The organism is Campylobacter sp. CH186, assembly GCF_004378925.1.
GTDB classification, from domain to species: domain Bacteria; phylum Campylobacterota; class Campylobacteria; order Campylobacterales; family Campylobacteraceae; genus Campylobacter_D; species Campylobacter_D jejuni.
In genome coordinates this window covers 360638-382438 of the sequence record NZ_RYYB01000001.1, presented here as the reverse complement: position 1 = coordinate 382438, position 21801 = coordinate 360638, and the positions used below count along the sequence as shown (strand labels likewise).

The following is a 21801-nucleotide window of genomic DNA, read 5'->3' as shown; positions in this document are numbered from 1 at the left end:
ATAAACAAAATTTGACAAAAAGTGCATTTTTTTACTAAAATCACATTTTACAAAAATTATTCTGCTAAATCTTACGAGGACTTATGGAAAAAGAAAAAAAACAACATCAAAGAACCCACGTTCCAGTGGAAGGTTATAAAATCGAAGAATTAAAATTATTAGATCTAGAAAATCTAGTTAAAATCGCTAATGAATGTGAAATCGAAAATCCAAGAGAATTTCGCCGCCAAGAACTTATTTTTGAAATTTTAAAAGCACAAACAAAAAAAGGCGGTTTCATACTTTTTACAGGGATTTTAGAAATTTCTTCTGAAGGTTATGGCTTTTTAAGAGGCATGGACTCTAATCTTAGCGATAGTGTTAATGACGCTTATGTTTCAAATTCACAAATTAGAAAATTTGCTCTGCGTGTAGGCGACATCGTTACAGGACAGGTAAGAGAACCAAAAGATCAAGAAAAATACTACGCTCTTTTAAAAATCGAAGCGATCAATTATCTACCTTTGCAAGAAGCCAAAGAAAGACCTTTATTTGATAACTTAACCCCTATTTTTCCAACAGAAAAAATCAAACTCGAATACGATGCTATGAAGCTTACTGGTCGTGTTTTGGATCTTTTTACTCCTATAGGAAAAGGACAACGCGGACTCATCGTTGCTCCACCACGCACAGGTAAAACAGAGCTTATGAAAGAACTTGCTGCTGCTATTGCAAAAAACCACCCAGAAATGCATTTAATCGTGCTTTTAGTCGATGAAAGACCTGAAGAAGTTACCGATATGCAAAGATGTGTAAAAGGTGAAGTTTTTAGTTCTACTTTTGATTTACCTGCTTATAATCACGTGCGTGTAGCTGAACTCGTGATAGAAAAAGCCAAAAGAATGGTAGAAACAGGTAAAGATGTTATTATCTTACTTGATAGCATCACAAGACTGGCGCGTGCTTATAACACCGCAACTCCAAGCAGCGGAAAAGTCCTAAGCGGTGGGGTAGATGCTAATGCCCTACATAAACCAAAACGCTTCTTTGGCGCAGCTAGAAATATAGAAAATGGAGGCTCTTTAACCATAGTTGCTACAGCTTTAATTGATACAGGTTCAAGAATGGATGATGTAATTTTTGAAGAATTTAAAGGTACAGGAAATAGCGAAATAGTTCTTGATAGAAATATCGCCGATAGAAGAATTTATCCTGCAATTAATATCATCAAATCAGGAACAAGAAAAGAAGAATTACTCCAAGGCGTAGCAAATCTTCAAAAAATTTGGGCAATCCGTTCAGCAATTTCTCAAATGGATGATGTTGAGGCGTTGAAATTTTTATATTCTAAAATGCTTAAAACCAAAGACAATGTAGAACTTTTATCTATAATGAACGAGTAGAAAATGCTTCAAGCTTTAGCGATTAAATACAGACCAAAAACCTTTGATGAACTCATAGGACAAAAAACAGTTAGCGTAAGTTTAAAATACGCTCTAAATCATAATCGCTTAGCTCATGCTTATCTTTTTTCAGGACTTAGAGGAAGTGGAAAAACTTCAAGTGCTAGAATTTTTTCTCGTGCTTTAGTTTGCGAACAAGGGCCAAGTGATACTCCATGTGGTACTTGCAAACACTGTCTTGCAGCACTTGAAGGCAAACATATAGACATTATAGAAATGGATGCTGCAAGCAACCGTGGACTTGAAGACATACAAACCTTAATCGAACAAACCAAATACACCCCTTCTATGGCAAGATTTAAAATTTTCATCATCGATGAAGTGCATATGCTTACCCAACAGGCTGCAAATGCGCTTTTAAAAACCTTAGAAGAACCACCAAGCTATGTTAAATTTATACTTGCAACCACAGATCCTTTAAAACTTCCAGCTACTGTGCTTTCAAGAACGCAACATTTTCGCTTTAAACAAATTCCACAAAGTGAAATTTTAAATCATCTTAAAGAAATTTTACTTAAAGAAAATGTTAAATTTGAAGAAGAAGCTTTAAAATTTATAGCAAGAAGTGGCAACGGATCTTTAAGAGATACTTTAACCTTGCTTGACCAAGCTATTATTTTTTGTCAAAATGAAATCAGCATTAGTAAAATTACAGATATGCTAGGCTTTTTAGATCCTCAAAAAATCAAAGCCTTTTATCAGGCTATTTTAACAAAAGACAAAGAAAAAGTTTTTGCATATTTGGAAGAATTACAAGACTATGAAGCCTCAAGCGTGATTGATGAAATGCTTTTTTATTTAAAAGAAAGTTTTTTTGCAAAAAGTACAGAATTTTCTACTTTAATTTATGAAAGATTTTTCCGTATTTTATCAAAAGCTAAAAATATGCTTTGTGATGATGATGGCTTTACACTTTGTGTTATGGCTTTTATGATGATGGAAGCAAGTCATTTAAAAGAAATTGACGCACAAATCCAAGAAATCAAACAAGAAAATACAACAAATATTACACCTAGGATCACGCCTTCTCCTATCATGCCTAATCTTGAGAAAAAAATAGAAAAAAATGCTTATGAAATCTTGCTTGATAGTATTTATGATAGGGATTTTGATCTTGCAGAATGCTTTAAACAAAGCACAAAATTTATTAGTTTTGAAAACAATACTTTAAATATAAGCTCAAACGCACAAGGACAAAATCGCGACACACTCAATAAAGGTTTTAAACTCATACAAGAACTTTTTAAAGCTAAATTTGGAGAAAATGCTAAAATTAATGTGCAAAAAGCACTAACAATTGATGAAAATAAGCTTCAATCCTTAACTCAAGAATTACCAAACAATGAAAATAAAAACATAGATATTCAAAGTTCTATTAATATGCTTAAAGAAGGGGCCAAAAAATTTGACCCACAAGAAGATCTTAAAGAGGCTCTTAAAGATTGTTTTGGAGAGCCTAGTATAGAAAATTAATCATCATTTTTAAGAGAGATGAAAATCAAAGCTAAAAACATATAAGTTACCAATCTTGTAGCATCAGGTAAACCGTTCCAAACATTACTCATCCACATTTCAAACCATTCTGCAGCAACTACTTGGAAGGCAAACCATAAAATACAACAACAAATTAAAGAAATAATCCCAAAAATCTTAACATTATGAAAGTTTTGAACATCTAAATTTCTAGCTTTAAACATATCATAAGCACCTTTTTAGAGCTGTTAAGGCAATAAAAGTTCAAAAAGAATAATTGCTATATAGCTTATATGATGAATCACAGGAAAAGTAATAACCCTATAAACATAGCATTACCTAAATAAATTAGGCTTTGCATCCATACTCATCACATGCGAAACAAATTGGAAATTAGAATTGTAATCTATCACATTTCCAAAAACCACTATACCTGCTAACGATGCAAAATAATTTTTGAAAATCTAATCATTTTACTTATGCAAAAACATTTTTGTTACATTTATACCATTTTAATAATATATTATTAAAAAAATTAAATTTTTAAATTCTTTTAAGTCTTAAAGAATTAAGCACTACAGTAACAGAACTAAAACACATTGCAAACGCTGCTATATGAGGACTTAAAGTGATAAAAGGTACAAATCCTGCTGCGATAGGAATGCAAAATATATTATATATAAAAGCCCAAAAAAGATTTAACTTGATAATACTGCGTGTTTTTTTAGCAAGTTTAAAGCATTTAAAAATCGCTGATAAATCATCTTTTATCAAGATAAAATCTCCTGTTTTTTTTGCAAGTTCATTTGCCTTTGAAAAACTCATACTCACGCTTGCAGCAGATAAAGCCGCCGCATCATTGATCCCATCTCCTATAAAAAGAGTTTTTTTAAATTTTTGAATGATTTGTAGTTTTTCTTCACTCTTAAGTTGAGCATGAAATTCATCTATTTGTAATTCTTTGGCTATTTTTTCTACATTTTCTATATGATCACCACTTAAAATAAAAGTTTTAAGATTTTGCCCTTTTAAATTTAACACAAGCTCTTTAGCCCCATCTTTTAAAGCATTGCTTAATAAAACACTGCCTAAACACTTTTTATTCTTAGCAAAATACACCCTAGCATATTCTTTAAAAGAATCAAAAAAGATATCGCTTTCTTTTGTGTCAACTTCATTTTCGTGCAAAAACTCCGCACTACCTACAAGATAAATATCACTATCTTCTTTGTATTTTATGCCAGAACCCACAATCACTCTTCCTTCACCCTTTAAATCAAAAATTTGATCTTTATGTAAAGCCTTGGCTATAGGATGAGAGCTTAAACTTTCAATTTGACATAATTTATCAAAATCATCTTTAGAAAGATTATGCTTAAAAATACTCAAATTTTCCTTTGTTAATGTACCTGTTTTATCAAAAAAAGCATACTTAACTAAGGCTAATTTTTCCAAAGCAGCAGGATTTTTAATAAGAATGAAATTTTTTGCCGCATTTGAACTTGCCACAACCAAAGCTATAGGCGTTGCAAGACCTAAAGCGCAAGGACAAGAGATCAAAAGCACAGCACAAGCGTGCAAAAAAGCTGTATTTAAATCTGCTTTTACCACCCAAAAAACAAAAACTAAAAAAGCAAAAAATATTATACCCCCTATAAAATATTTAGAAATTTGATCTGCTAAATTTGCCAAAGGACTTTTGATATTTCCTGCTTCAAAAACTAGATTTTTGATTTGCTCTAAAGTACTATCCATAGCCTTTTTATTTGCTTTAATCCTTAAAGCACCATTTAAAACTACTGCTCCTGCTTGAACTTCATCGCCTTCTTTTTTTAAAACAGGCAAAAACTCCCCATTTAAAAAACTCATATCAAGCTCTGCGCTTCCTAAAAGCACCACTCCATCTGCAACAATGCTTTCTCCTTCTTTTACCAAAAGCACATCGCCACTTTTGACAAAAGAACTTGGAATTTCTTTAATACTTTCATCTTCAAGCAAAATTTTTGTCTTTTTTGTGTCTATATTTTCTAAAATCCTTTGATAATCTTGTGCTTTAAATTTAGCCTTACTTTCAAGATATTTTCCTAAAAGCACAAAGGAAATAATCATCATTGCACCACTAAAATACAAATCTTCTTCTTTAAAAATTTGCAAATACACTAAAAAAGAATACACAAAAGCACTCAAAGTCCCCAAAGCTACAAGGGTATTCATATCTAAATTTTTGCTTTTAAGGCCTAAAAAAGCATGAGAAAAAAAGTCTCTCCCGCAATAAAATATCCCAAAAAAACTCAAAGCCATTTGGATATTTTGTGAAAAAGAACTTTTAACAAACATTTCAAAATACATAATAATCACGCTCAAAACTATACTTAAGAGCAAATTTTTTCTTAATTCTAAGTGTTTTTTTGCCTTGTATGCATTCAAGCTTTGTTCATCTTCTAAAATTTCAAAGCCTAAATTTTTAATTTTTGCAATAATATCTTTGCGTTTTTCTTGATTTTCAAGTAAAAAAACCCCACTAGAATTCACATAAGAAACGCTAGCATCTTTAACACCATCAATTTTTTTACAAGATCTTTCTATGGCATTAGAACAATTAACGCAAGTCATTTTACCTATTTTTATACGCAATTCTTCCATTATAAACGCTCCACAATCTCAAAACCTAAATCTTGAAATTCTTTTGTAAAATTTGATACTTGATTTTCTTCTAAATTTAAACTTAAAATTTTTTGCTCCAAATCCACTTCTATATTTCCAAATTCATCTTCAAGGGAATTTTTAATCAAATTTACACAATTCATGCAATTAACATTTTTTACTTTAAATTTCATTTTCACTCCTTATAGGTTGTATAGTAATGTGTCCGATTTCAAATTCATGTAGTAATTTATGGGATAAATCCTGAGATAGTTTTTCAAATTCCTTTAGATCACAAACTTTCACTTTTAAATGCATAGAAGCTACTAGCATTTTATTGGTAATTTGAGTAATATGCAAATCCACCACCTCATCCACACTAGGATTTAAAAGCAAAACTTGTTTTACTTTTTCTATATCCACAGGAGAACTTTCAAGCAAGACATTAGTGCTTTGTTTAAGCAAGATAATCGCCCATCTTAAAAGCAAGATTGATAATACAATAGCTAAAATCGTATCTATATAAACAATACCGCTAAAATACACCACTATCCCACCTATAATAACCGCTAAAGAACCCAATAAATCGCTCATCATATGTAAAAAAGCGGATTTCATATTGACATTTTCTAAATTTGCACCCTTAAACATCATCAAAGCATTAACCCCGTTTACCAAAAAGCCTAAAATAGCTACAATTATCATGGTTTTAGCGTCAATTTCTTTTGGATTAATAAATTTTTCTATAGCCTCATAAATGATAAATAAAGCCGATAAAATAATGGTTAAAGCATTGATAAAAGCCACTAAAACTTCAAGACGAAAATACCCAAAGGTCTTTTGATGATCTTGCCATTTTTCTACAGCTATAATAGCTAAAAAACTAAGAGCTAAGGCAAAAACATCAGAAAACATATGCAAAGTATCGCTTAAAAGTGCCAAAGAATTTGAAAGGATTGAATAAATAAATTGCACAAGCATCATAGAAAAAGTCATTAAAAGAGAAATTCTTAAAATCTTTTTATCCATACTCCTTGCATCAGCATGGGAATGATGATGTTCATGAGAATGTTCTTCGTGATTATGATGACAAGATTTGTTAGCTAAAGGCTCGTGTGATAAAAATTTATACATCTTATATCCTTTTTGCTTGACATTTTAAGATATTAAGCTAAAAAAGATATAAATATTTGTTATTTTTATAAAAATTAAAAGTCAAAAAGCTCACCTAGCCAACTTTCTTTCTTTTTCTTTTTATAGTAATCATTGTGCTGATGATAAGCTGAGTCATTATATCTTGACTCTTGTCTTGGAGCTTGGTTAAAATTTGCTGTATTAGGGACACTGCGTTCTATGATTTTGTCAAGTTCTCCACGATCAAGCCAAACGCCACGACACTTTGGACAATAATCAATCTCAACTCCACTTCTATCACTCATAATCAAATCTACATTACAAACTGGACATAACATACAATACCTTTTTTTTAAATTTTTGATTTAAAATTATAAAAAGAAATATTAAACAATTTTACAACAAGTTTTAATGTTTTTTTGCATGTCTAGTCATCATAAAACTTTGTTCAAAAAATATAAGCAAAGTAACACTCACTCCTATAGCTAGAGCCAAAGTCACAGAAACGGTTGTAAAAAAATAATCAAAAAATTGAACCAAAAATTCAGACTTAGCCTTCAAATCATCACTGCGTATAAAAGAAATAAGATACAAAATCGCTTTATAAGCATAAATTCCAGGTATCATAGGAATAAGAGCAGGAAAAGCGATAATTTCAGCAGGGGTTTTGATGATTTTTGCTAAAGCAATTCCTAAACATCCTATGCAAAATGAGGCAACAAAAGTTGCGATTGCTAAAGTTTGAAAATGAAAATATTCCACCAAAGTAAAACGAAGCCCATGTGCAATTGCCGCTAAAAGAGCAGATAAAATAAGGGTTTTTAAAGGTGGATTGCAAGCATAAGCAAAGCCAAATCCCGCCACAGCAGCAAAAAACATATCTCTTAAAATAAATTCAATCATCTTAAAATCCCAAAATCTGAAATACTAAGCGTCATGTAAATTCCAAGTGCTATACAACAAATCAAAATAGCCACGCTGATAATACGACTAAACCCCATTAAAATATGATCTTTTAATATATCAATCACAGAATTTATAAAAAATACCCCTGGTATAAGATACAAGATACTAGAACCCAAAGCCACATCAGAGGTATTGGTATATCCCATATCCAGTCCAAAAAATACAAACCACGATGAGACAAAAGAACAAAGGATGTATTGAATTCTTAAATCAATCTTTGCTTTAGTTAAAATATATCTTAACAACAATCCCACAAAAGTTGCAAGAAACACTAAATTTCCAGCGCCAAAATCACCACCAAAAAGCCTACAAAAAGCCGAATTTGCCATAGAAACAAATAAAAGATTAAGCAAATAAGAATGCTTTTTTTGTTGAGAAATTTGTTCAAAAACGACTTTTGCTTTTTCAAGATCGTATTTGTGATCATATATAGCCCAGCTTAAAGCACTTAAATCAAAAATAAGCTTAAAATTAACATGGGCATGATGATTGGGTATAACATAAGTTCTTTGAATAGAGTTATCATCTATATCTACAATATTTAAAGTAATATGATGAAAAAAGAAATTGATATTGATCTCATAGCCATAAACCTCGGCTATTCTTCCTACGCATTTTGCTACCCTAGCTGTATAAGTTCCAGCGCTTAATAAAGTTTTAGTATATACGATTAAAAAATTAGTTAATCTTTGTATATCAGGTTTTTCCATATTTTAATCATCTTTAACTTGAATTTATTATAATTATAGCAAATTTGAAAATAATAAAGAAAAAAAGATTTACAATTTAAATCATTTACTAAAAGGCTTTTTGATTTTGATATAAATTAAGCTTGCGAAAATCACAAAAATAATTATAATGATTAAAATTTGAGTTAAATAAGTTTTAATCAACTCTTCATTTTGTCCTATATAATAACCCAAAAATACAAGTATAGCCACCCAAATAGCACTACCAAGCGCAGTAAAAAGTATAAAATTTACAAGTTTCATTTTTACCAAACCTGCGGGCATAGAGATGTACTGACGAATTCCTGGTAAAAGACGACAAGTAAAGGTTGAAAATTCCCCATGTTTGTTAAAAAATTCTTCAAATTTAGCAAATTTGGCTTCATTTATACCAAAATACTTACCCCATTTTAATACAAAATTTTTACCCCAAAAAAAGCAAATATAATAATTAATCAAAGCCCCTAAAACAGAACCTAAAGTCCCACTAAGTATACAAAGAGTGACATCAAGTTCACCTTTATGTGCTAAATATCCAGCAGGTATCATAACAACTTCACTTGGAAAAGGTATAAAACAACTCTCTAAGGTCATTAAGATAATAATACCCAAATACCCCCAAGCACTAGCCGTCTCAACAATAAAAGAAATGATTTCTTGCATATTAGCCTTATTTGAAGAAAATTTTAAAAAATTGTAGCTAAAAAATTAAACAGTAAAAAGCGGTTTTACACCGCTTTTTTTATTTACCTGCAACTGAAACTTGATTTGGATTGTCTGCTGCACGAGCGATCATGCACTCTTTTAAAACAGCAGCATCAGCTGGATCACTAACTTTTTTATTAATCCAACGTTCAACTTGTTTCATTGTTTTTGACTCTGGCTCTGGAGCTTCGTATTTTGCCATCAAACTTGCACAATCAGCCAAAGCAATGATAGGTAATAAACTTGCAAAAAGTATTTTTCTCATCTTTTGCTCCTTAGAATTTTACATTATACATTAACATGATATTATCAGCTCTTGCTTTATCTTTTTTCGCTCCACCAAATGGTAAGCCACGATTGCCCCAAATGTTTTGGATATTGGTATAGCTTAAGCGTAAGAATTGATATCTATCAAGTTGATAAATCACATAAAAATCATGTGCCGTTCCTCTTGTCATTCTTATATTAAGCGGATCGTTGATACTTGGACGGCTCATAGTATACCAGTATCTACTTCCCCAGAAGAACTCATACCCTACTTTTAAAGCCTTGGTAAAATCATAGCGTCCACCTACATGTACCGCATAGCCATCTTTTTCATTGAATTTTCCATCACCATAACCTTGTTTTTGAAGAGCTGCACTTAATAATGGATTTATCTCATTATTGCTTCCATTAGAATATCCCAAAGATGCGAACCAATTAAAATTTGTTCCAAAAGCTTTGTAATTTTCAAAATGAATATTAGCTAAAGTAAGATTACCTAAATTAATAACTCCATCATCATCTAATAATGTCGATCCTGGAATAGGCAATGCAAAATCAGTCATATGAGCTACATTGAAGATAATAAGATTATCTCCCATACCTTCTATAGGAAGTTCTCCTTCTACTGCAGCATAATAAAGATTTGCATCAGCATCTTTTTGATCGCTCATCCAGTCTCTTACCTTACCTTCTTCATCCCATTGGTAAGTTTTACCATAAGCTGCACGGATAGCTACCTTATGATCTTGCAAACTTTCAGGCTTATAAGTGATCACTGCTGCATCACCTAGAGCGTTGATTGCTAAGGCTGGATAAGTGGATTGTCTTAAAGCATTGTTTCTAAGATTACTTCCTGGACCATCGGTTCCTGGTTGTCTTCCTACAGTCGCAATCCACTCAGGTGTGATATAGTAGTCAAGATAAGCCCTATCTACATAAAGTACAGGCCCACTTGTTCTTGTGTTTCTTCCCGCATCTAAGTCATAAGGAGTACCACTCCAACCCATTTGAGACCAATTTTTAGCCATAGATAAACGACCATAGAATTTGGTTTTATCATTAATATCAGCATTCATATTTAAATGAAGCTCATTCATCCATTTGTTATTTACACTATAATCTTTATATCCACTTGTTTGACCTTCTGTATAAGGGATATGATTAAAGTTTGTATTTGATACAGCAGTTGAGAATTCAAGACCAAATTTAACCTTGCTTAAAGCAGCTTGAAATTCTGTTTCATCAGCTCTATCATTAAGATCGGCAAGTTCAGCTTTTACAGCTTCATTTTGCTTAGCTTGAGCTTCTCTTTCTTTTCTGATTTGTGCAAGTTCGGCTTGAATTTGCGCAAGCTGTTTTTGAAGCTTAGTTATCTCATCATCTGCATTTTTAGCAAAAAGTGAAGATGAAAGAAGACAAGCACTTAAAATAAGTGAAAACTTAGTTTTCATAATCATAACTCCTTGTAATTTTGTTACATTTAACTGAAATAAAATTATAATTATAGAAAAAAAAGCTTTAAAAAAAATTATGTGTTAATTATTTTTAGCTAGTCAAACTTATGGACTAGCTTTGTAAATTATAGCTTCAAAAAAGTTTTAAAATTTTAAATTTTATCGCAAATTTTTATATCTAGAATTTTATCTCCTTGGCGTATAGAGTCTAAAACTTCTAAACTTTCCTTATCTTTTGGATCAATTTGCCCAAAAACAGTATGAACTCCATCTAAATGAGCTTGAGGGCTGTGACAAATGAAAAATTGAGAACCACCCGTATCGCGTCCTGCGTGTGCCATAGATAAAGTTCCACGCTCATGTTTATGTTCTTGATCATCACATTCACAAATGATTTCATATCCAGGTCCACCTATACCATTGCCGTGCGGACAACCTCCTTGTATGACAAAATTTGGGATCACGCGATGAAAATTTAAATCTTTATAAAATCCTTCATTAGCTAAAATAGCAAAATTACAAACCGTTTGTGGAGCCTCATCGCCAAAAAGTTTTAGTTTCATTGTGCCTTTTTCAGTTTCTATGAGAGCAAATTTGTATTCATTTACTTTGCTTGTGTCGATTGTTTTTATCATTATTTCTCCTTAATCTATATTTGTATAAACAGCTTGAACATCATCATCATCTTCTAACTTATCTAAAAGTTTTTCTATATCGCTAAGCTGTTCTTCGCTAAAGCTTACAGGATTGTTTGGTATGTATTCAAGTCCTGCTTTTTTAAGAACTAAACCCTTAGTTTCTATAGCAGAGCTTAGCTCACCAAAAGCAGTATAATCACCGCTAATTACCAACTCTTCTTCATTTTGTTCTAATTCTTCAAGCCCTGCATCGATCAAATCAAGTTCTAATTCTTCTAAATCTCCTGCAAATTTTTCAAGATGAAAAACCGCTTTTCTAGTAAACATAAAGCCTAAAGATCCATTTTGTAAAACTTCTCCACCATTCTTGCTAAAAATAGCTTTTACATTAGCCACAGTGCGTGTAGGGTTATCGCTCATACATTCAACTATAACTAAAGCTCCGTGTGCAGCTTTTCCTTCATAATGAATGTTTTTAATATCTACACTATCTTTTCCACTTGCACGCTTAATAGCTGCATCTATATTATCTTTTGGCATATTATTTGCTTTTGCTGTAGCTATGGCACTTCTTAATTTTGGATTCATATCAGGATCAGCGCCACCTTCTTTAGCAGCTACTTGTATGGCTTTAGCAAGCTTAGGAAAAAGCTTGCTCATTTTATCCCATCTAGCCTCTTTAGAAGCTCTTCGGTATTCAAATGCTCGTCCCATAAATTCTCACTTTCTTTAAAGATTTTCAAACTTAAAAGTATAAACTAAAAAGGCTAATTAAAGCTTTAAATGGTATGATTTTACCATTTATTTTAGGAGAAGTTTTTGAATATCGCAAAAAAAGAACTTTTTGTTGCTTGGTTTTTCTTGATTGCTGCTATTGTATTTGAAGTTTTAGGCACTAGTTTTTTAAAAATGGAAAATCAAATTTTAGGCTATATATTCATGGCTTTATTTATAGCTTTTTCTTATTTTTTTATGGGTAAAGCGATTAAAAAAATTCAAATAGGCATAGCCTATGCTGTATGGGAACTTTTAGGGATTATTCTTATACTTTTAGTTTCTTTTATAGTTTTTAAAGAGAGTTTAACCTTAACTCAAATTCTAGGCATTGTTCTTTCTATCATTGGAATTATCATGATTAATATAGGCGAGGTTAAAGAATAATGTATATTTTTATCATTATTCTATCGGCATTGTTAGATATCGTAGCAAATTTATTACTAAAAAAATCAGATGGTTTTAAGCATAAAATTTGGGGCTTGGCTGCTATTATCAATGCTATACTTGCTTTTTTTCTACTTTCTTTTTCTTTAAAATATGTTCCTTTAAGCATAGCTTACTCAACTTGGGGTGCTATAGGCATCATAGGAACTTGTCTTGGTGGATGGATTTTATATAAAGAAAAATTAAACAAAATAGGAATTTTAGGTATCATTATCGTAATAATAGCAGTATTTTTGCTAAATTATTAAAACAGCAAAATGCTGTTTTAATGTTCCATTTTGTTTTTCGCTTCAATACCCATTAAAGAAAATGCAGTTTTAATACTAAGAGCAACTAAAGAAAATAATTTCAGTAAATCATTTTCATTTGCAGAGCCTACAACTTTATTTTCATTGTAGAATTTATGAAAATTTGCAGCTAAATTTTTAAGATAATCAGGAATTTTTTGCAAAGCTCTAGCCTCAAAAGCATCGTTTAAAATAGCCTTTAAATTCAAAGCTTCAAAAAGCAAATTTACGCCATCTTGATTTAAACTTTGCAAATCAGCTTTCATTACATCATCGATTTTTTTACCAGCTTTAGCAAATACTTGATGAATTCTAGCGTGTGCGTAGTTGATATAATATACAGGATTAGAGCTATCTTCTTTTTGCAAATCACTAATATCAAATTCCAAATGAGTATCACACTTTTTACTCAAAAAGATATAACGCAAAGCATCACTTCCTATCTCATCAACTACATCGCTCATCAAGATAAAATTTCCTGCTCTTTTACTCATTTTATAAGGCTCTCCATCTTTAAGCAAGGAAACCATTTGTGCTAAAATAATCTCAAGATTATTAGAGTCAAATCCCAAAAACTCCATCGCAGATTTCATTCTAGGGATATAACCATGATGATCTGCTCCCCAGATATTAATACACTTTCCATAACCACGACTCATTTTATCTTTATGATAAACAATATCTGCTGCCAAATAAGTCCCGCGTCCATCTTCACGGATAATTACACGATCTTTTTCGTCGCCTTTTTGCGAAGAAGCAAGCCAAATTTTACCTTCTTGCTCATAAATTCCTTTATGCTCTTTTAAAGATTCTAAAGTTGCATTTAAAGCATCATAATACGATCTTTCACTTACATAGTTGTCAATTTTAATCTTTGCTTGTTCTAAATTTTGTTTAATCAAAACAAGCATTTTATCTTTTGCCCAATCAGCCAAACTAGGGATATTTTCTTCGCTAAAAAATTCTTTACCAAATTTTTCAAAAGCTTCTTTTGCCAAATCCGCTATATATTCGCCTTTGTAATATTGCTCTGGATATTCAACATTTTCATGAAGTGTATTTTCTTTCACACTTAGTAAAATAGAAAGCCCTAGTAAATAAATTTGATTACCCGCATCATTGACATAGTATTCTGTATCGAATTTATAGCCCAAATGTCTTGCAAGTCTTGTTAAGGTGTCTCCAAAAACAGCGCCTCTTGCATGTCCTATGTGTAAAGGCCCGGTAGGATTTGCACTCACATATTCAAGCAAAAAACTTTCTTGTTTTTTTTCTCCTTTAGTAAAATCATTTGGATTTGTTAAAGCCTGATTTGCAAGCTCATTTAAAAAAGTTTTGGAAATTCTAAAATTTAAATACCCATTTACAGCTTCAACCGATTCAAAACAATCATGATTTTGAAATTTGTTCGCTAAGTCGCTAGCGATTAACATAGGAGATTTTTTTAATTCCTTAGCCAGTGAAAAAGCCAAAGGGGTAGCAAAATGTGCTAAATTTTTATCCTTTGGATTTTCAAGTGTAAAATCACACTCTAAAATCTTTTTAATTTCATTAAAAATAATACTTTTCAAAAGACTAAACCTTAAGCTTTTTTTGTTTCGTCTATACTTGCATCAGCATTTGTATTATTAGTTGTGTTTTTGTTTTCTTCTATTTTTTGAGTATTTTTTGCTACTTCATCATCATTATTCATTTCATCTTTAAAAGTTTTAATACCTTTGCCTAAACCCTTTGCAAGTTCTGGAATTTTTTTTGCTCCAAAAAGCAATACAACAATCAATAAAATAATCAACCAATGACTTGGACTTGACCAACCACCCATTTTATTCTCCTTTATTCCAAATATTTTGAATTTGCCCTAGATTCTGCCCTTTGGTTCTAAATTTATGGGCGATTAAAATCGCTCGCAATGCTTCATAACTTTGCTTTAACTCATCGTTAATGATAAGATAATCATACTCGCTAAGCTCTTTCATTTCATCACTAGCGTTTTGTAATCTTTTTTCTAGTTGTATTATTGTATCAGTATTTCGCTTAATAAGTCTTTTTTTTAACTCATCTTTATTTTTTGTAGTAATAAAAACAGAAATAATTTTATCAGCCATTTTTTGTCTGGCTATTTTAAATCCTTGCACATCAATATCAAAAACAACTATTTTTCCATTATCTAAAGCATCTTGAGTGTGCTTTAAAGAAGTGCCATAAAAATTTTCATGCACCTTAGCCCATTCTAAAAAATGATCACCATCTATACCTTTTTGAAATTCTTCATGGGATATAAAATGATAATGTATTCCATTTTTTTCACCCTCTCTTGGTTTGCGAGTTGTTGAAGAAATAGAAAAATAAAGCTCATCTTCAAATTCATCAAAAAGTTTTTTTAAAAGAGTTGATTTTCCAGCTCCACTAGGACCTGAAATCAACAAAATAAAACCTTGCAATTTTAATCCTCTTTAAAGCTAATGTTTATATTTATGTTCATATTTATACCCTTAAGAGCAGCTTTTAAGGTATCATCCTTAATACTTGAAGTGATCGCTCCTACTATGCTTTGGCTAAGCTCATTGACTATCTCTTCACTATTATCATCTTTAGTTGCATTACTTACTATAGGCTCTTCATTTTTTTCTACAATTTCCTCTCCAAGAGCTTCTTGTATATCACTTTCTTTCAATGCATCAAAATCACTTATATTTAAATTTGGCACAACCACTTCCTCTTCATTTGTTCCTAATTCTTTATCGTCTAAAATTGGCTCATCTTTAAAATCTTCTAAAACCTTGCTACTATTATCACTATCAATACCATAATCAAGCTCATCAAGTTGAGCTAGTTCTTCTTTAATCTGATCTTGAGTGCTCAAATTTGAAATAAAATCATCCATTTCATCTTGAACATCTTCTTCCACAACAGGAGCAAACTCCTCTAAAATTTCCTCTGATTCTTCATTATCTTTTGCTTGACCTAAAAATTCAGCATCCTCAGGAAGATCATCAAAATCCATTTCTTTTTCTTGCTCTTCGACCACAGGAAGATCATCAAAGTCGCTTATATTAGCTTGTAATTCTTTGTTATCTTCTAAATCTTCATCATTTTTATCATCTTCTTTGATTTCTAAATCTTCATCATTTTTATCATCTAGCTCATCTAAACTAGGCTCAGTATCCAAAGCTGTATGTTCTTGGCTTAAGTCTTCTTTTTCGTTTTTACTATCTTCTAAAGTTAAATCTAAATCAGTTTGAATGTCTTCTTGAGTCTGTTCTTTAGTTGTTTCTTGTTTTAAATTTTCATCTTCTAAATTTTGAACTTCTAAAGCTTTGTTTGCATTATCATCTTGAGATTCACTAAGCTCTTCTTGCATTTCTAATGCATTTGTTTTAGAATCGTCTAATAATTCTTGCTTTTCTATTTCTTCATTTTTATCATCTTCTTTGATTTCTAAATCTTCATCATTTTTATCATCTAGCTCATCTAAACTAGGCTCAGTATCCAAAGCTGTATGTTCTTGGCTTAAGTCTTCTTTTTCGTTTTTGCTATCTTCTAAAGTTAAATCTAAATCAGTTTGAATGTCTTCTTGAGTCTGTTCTTTAGTTGTTTCTTGTTCTAAATTTTCATCTTCTAAATTTTGAGTTTCTAAAATTTTGTTTGCATTATCATTTTGAGCATCATCATCAAAACTCAAATCTTTTATTCCCTCTGAATTTATATCTAAAGAATTTTCATCAGGCAAATCATCCAAATTTAAATTATCTAAATCCAAGCTTATATCAGCATAAGGATTTTCATCATTACTTAATATTGGCAAATCAATAGATGTATGTTTGTTTGTATCTTTATTATTAAGTAAATTTAAAAAATCTGTAGGTAAAAAAGGTTTTTGTAAAATTTGTGCATCTATATCTATATTTTGGTTTCGCGGAGCTAAAAAAATCAATCTATCGCATTTTTCTTTAAGAATTTTTAAAGGTGCTGGAGTATCACTATCTACAATAATCACATCATAATTACCCAAATTTTCACTATAAGCATTAAGTTCTTCAAAATCATAAGACATTTTTTTAGCACTAAGGCTTACAAGTCTTGAAACTACAGGGTTTTCATTTAAAAGTAAAATTTTCATCACTTTAATCCTTGAAAAATAATCACTATTTTACGATAATTTCATTTATCCTTTCCTTAGGAGAAAAAAAGAGTTTGCATATGAGTAAAAAGTTCTAAAATTAAATTTTTAAAATATTGCATCATAACTAGTAAAATAGCAATCAAAACTACAAAGCCTAAAGCTATCTTTATAGGATAACCAATAACTAAAAGATTAAATTGTGGCATTGTTTTCATCAAAAGTCCAAAAATAACATCGGCTAAAAGTGAAATTCCAAGTATAGGAAAGCTCATAGTAAAACCTATGATGAAAATATTAAACATACCCATATTTAAATAATGCATTAAATTCTCATGCGGATAAAATCCACCTAAACTAATATAACCTAAAGAATGACTTAAAAACAAAAGCATTAAATGATGACCATCAAAAGCAAGAAAAAACATCAAAGCAAGCAAATTTAAAATTTGTGCCGTAATAGGCATACTCGTTCCAGAACTTGGATCTAATATACTTGCCATAGTAAATCCCATAGTAAAAGCAATCTGCTCGCCTGCCATCATAATAATAGCAAAAATAATTTGAAGCATTAATCCTGCTATCATTCCAAAAATCACTTCACTAATAAGCTGTAAAACAAAAAAACTATCTAAATGCAAAGATTCTAATCTAGCCAAAGGATATAAATACATAGTCAAAAATAAAACTATAGTACTTTTTATCACCATAGGAATAGAATTATGTGAAAAAAAAGGAAAAAAAACTATAAGACCACTCATTCTAGCAAGAAGCAACATAAAAGTTACAACATTTTTGTCACCTAAATAATTAACAAATTCCATTGGCGTTTATAGTATAAGTTTTATCACAAAAACTTGCGAGCTTACTATCGTGAGTTACAAAAAATAAAGCTGCATCATTTTCTTTAACATAGGAAATTAAAAGTTCGATAACATTTTTAGCATTATCAAAATCCAAATTTCCAGTTGCTTCATCAGCAAAAATAATCTTTGGTTTTTTACAAAGCACACGTGCGATACTCACACGCTGTTGTTGTCCGCCGCTAAGCTTTCCTATTTTTTGATGTAAAAGCGTATCAATACCTAACCTTTTTAAAATTTTCTCATCTAAATCTTGACCCGATAAAACACTAGCAAGTTCGATATTTTCTAAAGCTGAAAAACCTTTAAAAAGATAATGTGTCTGAAAAATAATACCAAAATCATAACGGCGAATTTTTAATCTTTCGTTTTCATCTATCTGATAAAGACTAGAACCTTTAAAAAAAACTTCACCTTTTTTTGGAATCAATAAAGAAGAAAGTATATGCAAAAGAGTAGATTTACCACAACCGCTACTCCCTTGAATAGCAATGCAATCTTTGGTATTTAAAGTAAGATTTAAACCCTCAAAAAGCGGATAATCAAAACTATGGCTTAAATTTTCCGCTCTTAAGAGTTCCATTTTTAACCGTTTTTAAAGTTGTGCAGCAACTTCAGCCGCAAAATCTTCAGTTTTCTTTTCTAAACCTTCGCCAACTTCAAAGCAAATAAATTCAACAATGTTAATTTTTCCGCCAAATTCTTTTTCTTTTTCAGCGATCACTTGTTCTACAGTTTTTTTATCATCCATTACATAAAACTGACCCATTAAAGTAAGTTTGCTATCGAGTTGGGAATTATCAGCTATAAAACTATTCATTTTGCCCGGGATAATATTGTCCCAAATTTTTTCAGGTTTACCTTGAGCTTTAAGCTCTTCTTTGATTTTTTCTTCAGCTTCTTTTAAAATTGCATCGCTTAATTGTTTACGACTTGCAAATTGAGGAATTTTATGTTCAGGTTTATTTGGATCTTTAAGTCTGCGTCTTTCTTCATTTTCTTTTTCAAGTTCAGCAACCAAAGCTTTGTATTCATTTTCAACAAAAGTCATATCCAAATCTTCATAACTTAAATAACTTGGTCTCATTGCTGCAATATGCATACAAATTTGTCTTAATAAATCTCTTGATTTTGAAGCTACTTCAGCACTATCACAAGCTGCAGCGATCACAACACCAACACGGCCATTTGTATGAATATAACCATTTACAACGCCGTTAGCACCTGCTTTTAAAGTTGCAAATCTTCTTACAACTAAGTTTTCTCCTATAGTTGCAATTTGACTTTTTAAATATTCTTCAAATTTTACGCCATTGATTGTGCTTGAATGAAGTTCTTCCACACTTTGCAAGCTATTGCTTTGAATATGAGCTGTAGTATCTTTTGTTAAGGCGATAAACTGATCATTTTTTGCCACAAAATCTGTTTCGGAATTAATCTCACTTACAGTTGCGCTTGTAAAATCATCGCTTACTTTTACACTTACTAAACCTTCTGCAGCAAGTCTATCTGCTTTTTTAGCAGCCTTGCCTAAACCTTTTTCTCTTAAAAGTTGCACTGCTTTATCAAAATCTCCATTAGTTTCACTCAAAGCATTTTTACAATCCATCATCCCCGCACCTGTACTTTCGCGGAGTTCTTTTACCATTGCAGCAGTGATTTCAGCCATTATTCTTGCTCCTCACCGAAGTCTTCTTCGCTCATCGCTTCATCTAAAACTTCTTTTTTCTCTTCATCAGTGATTTCTTTTTCTTCATTTGGTAAAGCTTCACCATCTTGTTCTCTTAAAGCTTTTCCCTCATTAATCGCTTCAGCCATTTCTTGACAGAAAAGTTGCACTGAACGAATTGCATCATCATTTCCTGGAATAGGATAAGCTACCAAATCAGGATCGCAGTTTGTATCTAGTGGAGCTACAACAGGAATTCTTAATCTATTTGCTTCTTGAACAGCAATTTTTTCTTTTACTGTGTCAACAACAAAAATCATATCAGGTTGAGTTTTCATATAACGAATTCCACCTAAATAAGCTAATAATTTTTCTTTTTTTCTTGTAAGCATTAAAGCTTCTTTTTTAGTTAAAAGCTTAATACTTCCATCTTCTTCCATTTTTTCAATTACTTCTAATTTTCTAATTGATTGGCGAATAGTACCAAAATTTGTCATCATACCGCCAAGCCATCTATGATTTACATAAGGCATACCGCATTTTTCAGCGTATTCTTTAATCGCTCCACCTGCTTGTTTTTTTGTTCCAACAAAAAGTATAGTTTTTCCTTCAGCAGCAGCGTCACGAACAATACTATAGGTATATCTAAAATATCTTAAAGTTTTTTGTAAATCAATTACATAAATACCTTTTCTCTCGCCAAAAATGAATTTTTTCATCTTTGGATTCCAGCGTCTTGTTTGATGTCCAAAATGCACACCACATTCTAATAAATCTCTCATACTAACCATGAGTTTCTCCTTATAAATTTAGCTTTATTCCTCCACATCCCTTAATTTACACAAGCTAAAAAGGATTGATGTGTGTGAAATGAAGCTAGGATTCTATCAAATTTAAGTTTAGTTTTTACTTATATATGTATTCTTTAGTGAGACTTAAATTATTATTAATTTCCTTTGTGATTAAAAATTGGAACAAATCCACGCTTCCAACACGAAAAGCAGAGGCGCAAGAACGAAGGTATAAATCCCACATTCTTATAAATTCTTCATCATATTTTTCCCTTACCTTGTCCAATACTTTATTAAAATTTTCATCCCATAAATCTAAAGTTTTTGCATAGTGCATTCTTAAACTTTCTGCTAAAAGAAGATGAAAATCCCACTCACTCATAGCGCTTACAACCTCTCTTAAAGAAGGTAAATACCCTCCTGGAAAAATATATTTATCTATCCAAGCATTTGTTTTTCCTTCAAACATGGCTAAAATAGAATGTAAAAGCATAGAACCTCCAGGTTTTAAAACTTGTTTTACTTTCATAAAATAAAGTCCTAAATTCTCTTTGCCTACATGTTCAAACATACCTACCGAAACAACTTTATCAAAATAATTTTCAAATTCTAAATCTTGATAATTTTGAAGTCTTATTTCTATTTTATCTTCAAGATCAAGTTCTTTTACTCTTTCCTTGGCTTTTTTACACTGCTCCTCTGAAATAGTAATTCCAACAACCTTAACTCCATACTTTTGAGCCGCCATAATAGAAAGCCAACCCCAGCCACAACCTATATCTAAAAGCTTTTCTCCTTCTTTTAAATCAAGTTTTTTAAGAGTATGTTCTATTTTGTTAATTTGAGCTTCATAAAGAGTGTTGTTAGGCTCTTTAAAATAAGCACAAGAATAGCTCATAGTATCATCAAGCCAAAGCTTATAAAAATCATTACCTATATCATAATGACTTTTAATATTTTTACTTTCTTGCTTTTGAGTTATTTTACTCAATACATCTTTTTTGGTTTTAAAAAATTGCTGATTAGAAAAATAATACAATACCCTAGCCATTTCATCATAATCACCATCTATGTCAAGTTTTGCCTGCATATAATGTCTTGCAAAAACCAAACTTGTATCGCCAAACAACTCCAAAAAAGGAATTTTTTCTTTAAAAATTAAAGAAAATTTAGCAGGTTTGTTTCCGATAAGAAATTCTTCTTTATCCCAAAAAACAACTCTAAAATCCCCATAATTCCATTTTTTTAAAATAGATTTGATTAAAGTTTTTTCTAACATAAAATACTCCTAAATTCTAAAATAATTATATTTTAGAGTATCTCTCTTTAAATGTTAAAAGTTAATAAAAATGAAGAAAAAATAAGATTTTTGCCATTATCATTAAATAATGGCAAAAAAT

The 21801-nt window shown here is 31.0% G+C and carries 24 protein-coding genes and 1 pseudogene; 4 read left to right on the top strand and 21 right to left on the bottom strand.

The window, feature by feature from the left end; genetic code table 11:
• The first annotated feature begins 83 nt into the window (after nt 1-83).
• Together rho and ELQ09_RS01900 are read left to right on the top strand one after the other, a co-directional pair.
• The gene (rho, locus tag ELQ09_RS01905) at nt 84-1382 is read left to right on the top strand and encodes a transcription termination factor Rho (protein ID WP_057042622.1); all 1299 of its coding nucleotides are present in this window, start codon (nt 84-86) and stop codon (nt 1380-1382) included.
• Nucleotides 1383-1385: 3 nt separating this feature from the next.
• Entirely contained in the window at nt 1386-2915 is a 1530-nt protein-coding gene (locus tag ELQ09_RS01900; protein ID WP_134263729.1) for a DNA polymerase III subunit gamma/tau, read from the top strand.
• On the opposite strand, the pseudogene ELQ09_RS08370 reads toward ELQ09_RS01900, so the two are convergent.
• The 12 genes and pseudogenes from ELQ09_RS08370 to ELQ09_RS01830 form a co-directional block, all read right to left on the bottom strand.
• A pseudogene (locus ELQ09_RS08370) lies at nt 2912-3379 on the bottom strand (DUF2165 family protein). The gene ELQ09_RS01900 and the pseudogene ELQ09_RS08370 overlap by 4 nt on opposite strands.
• Nucleotides 3380-3458: 79 nt before the next feature.
• Complete coding sequence (gene copA / locus ELQ09_RS01880; RefSeq protein ID WP_070317045.1) at nt 3459-5558, bottom strand: copper-translocating P-type ATPase CopA; 2100 nt, start codon at nt 5556-5558, stop codon at nt 3459-3461.
• The gene (locus tag ELQ09_RS01875) at nt 5558-5752 is read right to left on the bottom strand and encodes a cation transporter (protein WP_002852760.1); all 195 of its coding nucleotides are present in this window, start codon (nt 5750-5752) and stop codon (nt 5558-5560) included. The genes copA and ELQ09_RS01875 overlap by 1 nt, the downstream gene beginning before the upstream one ends.
• The gene (czcD, locus tag ELQ09_RS01870) at nt 5742-6692 is read right to left on the bottom strand and encodes a CDF family cation-efflux transporter CzcD (RefSeq protein WP_088303470.1); all 951 of its coding nucleotides are present in this window, start codon (nt 6690-6692) and stop codon (nt 5742-5744) included. Before czcD ends, ELQ09_RS01875 begins: the two co-directional genes overlap by 11 nt.
• Nucleotides 6693-6766: 74 nt before the next feature.
• On the bottom strand, nt 6767-7030 hold the full coding sequence (locus tag ELQ09_RS01865) for a zf-TFIIB domain-containing protein (protein ID WP_002933229.1): 264 nt from the start codon (nt 7028-7030) through the stop codon (nt 6767-6769).
• A 70-nt stretch (nt 7031-7100) separates the two neighbouring features.
• A complete protein-coding gene (locus ELQ09_RS01860) occupies nt 7101-7595 on the bottom strand; it encodes a threonine/serine exporter family protein (RefSeq protein ID WP_002853757.1) in 495 nt (164 codons plus the stop codon).
• Nucleotides 7592-8368 (bottom strand): threonine/serine exporter ThrE family protein, encoded by a 777-nt coding sequence (locus ELQ09_RS01855; RefSeq protein WP_134263728.1) that lies wholly within the window; start codon nt 8366-8368, stop codon nt 7592-7594. Before ELQ09_RS01855 ends, ELQ09_RS01860 begins: the two co-directional genes overlap by 4 nt.
• 81 nt (nt 8369-8449) lie before the next feature.
• On the bottom strand, nt 8450-9049 hold the full coding sequence (locus ELQ09_RS01850) for a DedA family protein (RefSeq protein ID WP_096702621.1): 600 nt from the start codon (nt 9047-9049) through the stop codon (nt 8450-8452).
• Nucleotides 9050-9128: 79 nt separating this feature from the next.
• Complete coding sequence (locus ELQ09_RS01845) at nt 9129-9356, bottom strand: hypothetical protein (protein ID WP_002822505.1); 228 nt, start codon at nt 9354-9356, stop codon at nt 9129-9131.
• A gap of 10 nt (nt 9357-9366) precedes the next feature.
• Nucleotides 9367-10809 carry an outer membrane tyrosine kinase gene (gene omp50 / locus ELQ09_RS01840; RefSeq protein WP_096702619.1) on the bottom strand — a complete coding sequence of 481 codons (1443 nt, stop codon included), beginning with the start codon at nt 10807-10809 and terminating at the stop codon, nt 9367-9369.
• Nucleotides 10810-10964: 155 nt separating this feature from the next.
• A complete protein-coding gene (locus ELQ09_RS01835; protein WP_070317040.1) occupies nt 10965-11447 on the bottom strand; it encodes a peptidylprolyl isomerase in 483 nt (160 codons plus the stop codon).
• Between the two features lie 9 nt (nt 11448-11456).
• Entirely contained in the window at nt 11457-12164 is a 708-nt protein-coding gene (locus ELQ09_RS01830; protein ID WP_096702617.1) for a YebC/PmpR family DNA-binding transcriptional regulator, read from the bottom strand.
• A 105-nt stretch (nt 12165-12269) separates the two neighbouring features.
• On the opposite strand from ELQ09_RS01830, the gene ELQ09_RS01825 reads away from it, so the two are divergent.
• Nucleotides 12270-12611, top strand: a complete 342-nt coding sequence (locus ELQ09_RS01825) for an SMR family transporter (protein ID WP_096702615.1) — start codon at nt 12270-12272, stop codon at nt 12609-12611.
• Entirely contained in the window at nt 12611-12919 is a 309-nt protein-coding gene (locus ELQ09_RS01820; protein ID WP_002933241.1) for a multidrug efflux SMR transporter, read from the top strand. The genes ELQ09_RS01825 and ELQ09_RS01820 overlap by 1 nt, the downstream gene beginning before the upstream one ends.
• Nucleotides 12920-12936: 17 nt before the next feature.
• Here the strand turns inward: ELQ09_RS01820 and argS are convergent, their stop codons facing one another.
• The 9 genes from argS to ELQ09_RS01775 form a co-directional block, all read right to left on the bottom strand.
• Nucleotides 12937-14529, bottom strand: coding sequence for an arginine--tRNA ligase (argS, locus tag ELQ09_RS01815; RefSeq protein ID WP_096702613.1), 1593 nt, complete (start codon nt 14527-14529; stop codon nt 12937-12939).
• An 11-nt stretch (nt 14530-14540) separates the two neighbouring features.
• Nucleotides 14541-14780 (bottom strand): twin-arginine translocase TatA/TatE family subunit, encoded by a 240-nt coding sequence (locus ELQ09_RS01810; RefSeq protein ID WP_002852866.1) that lies wholly within the window; start codon nt 14778-14780, stop codon nt 14541-14543.
• Between the two features lies 1 nt (nt 14781).
• Nucleotides 14782-15399: a guanylate kinase gene (gene gmk / locus ELQ09_RS01805; protein ID WP_070317036.1), complete on the bottom strand. Its 618-nt coding sequence runs from the start codon at nt 15397-15399 to the stop codon at nt 14782-14784.
• A 2-nt stretch (nt 15400-15401) separates the two neighbouring features.
• Entirely contained in the window at nt 15402-17078 is a 1677-nt protein-coding gene (locus tag ELQ09_RS01800) for a highly acidic protein (RefSeq protein ID WP_134263727.1), read from the bottom strand.
• Between the two features lie 56 nt (nt 17079-17134).
• Nucleotides 17135-17902 carry a flagellar biosynthetic protein FliR gene (gene fliR / locus ELQ09_RS01795; protein ID WP_002859266.1) on the bottom strand — a complete coding sequence of 256 codons (768 nt, stop codon included), beginning with the start codon at nt 17900-17902 and terminating at the stop codon, nt 17135-17137.
• Nucleotides 17889-18524: an ABC transporter ATP-binding protein gene (locus tag ELQ09_RS01790; RefSeq protein WP_002852807.1), complete on the bottom strand. Its 636-nt coding sequence runs from the start codon at nt 18522-18524 to the stop codon at nt 17889-17891. The genes fliR and ELQ09_RS01790 overlap by 14 nt, the downstream gene beginning before the upstream one ends.
• A gap of 12 nt (nt 18525-18536) precedes the next feature.
• Complete coding sequence (tsf, locus tag ELQ09_RS01785; RefSeq protein ID WP_134224590.1) at nt 18537-19610, bottom strand: translation elongation factor Ts; 1074 nt, start codon at nt 19608-19610, stop codon at nt 18537-18539.
• Entirely contained in the window at nt 19610-20401 is a 792-nt protein-coding gene (gene rpsB / locus ELQ09_RS01780) for a 30S ribosomal protein S2 (RefSeq protein ID WP_134224589.1), read from the bottom strand. The genes tsf and rpsB overlap by 1 nt, the downstream gene beginning before the upstream one ends.
• Nucleotides 20402-20516: 115 nt before the next feature.
• Nucleotides 20517-21680, bottom strand: coding sequence for a cyclopropane-fatty-acyl-phospholipid synthase family protein (locus ELQ09_RS01775; protein ID WP_134224588.1), 1164 nt, complete (start codon nt 21678-21680; stop codon nt 20517-20519).
• Nucleotides 21681-21801 lie beyond the last annotated feature (121 nt).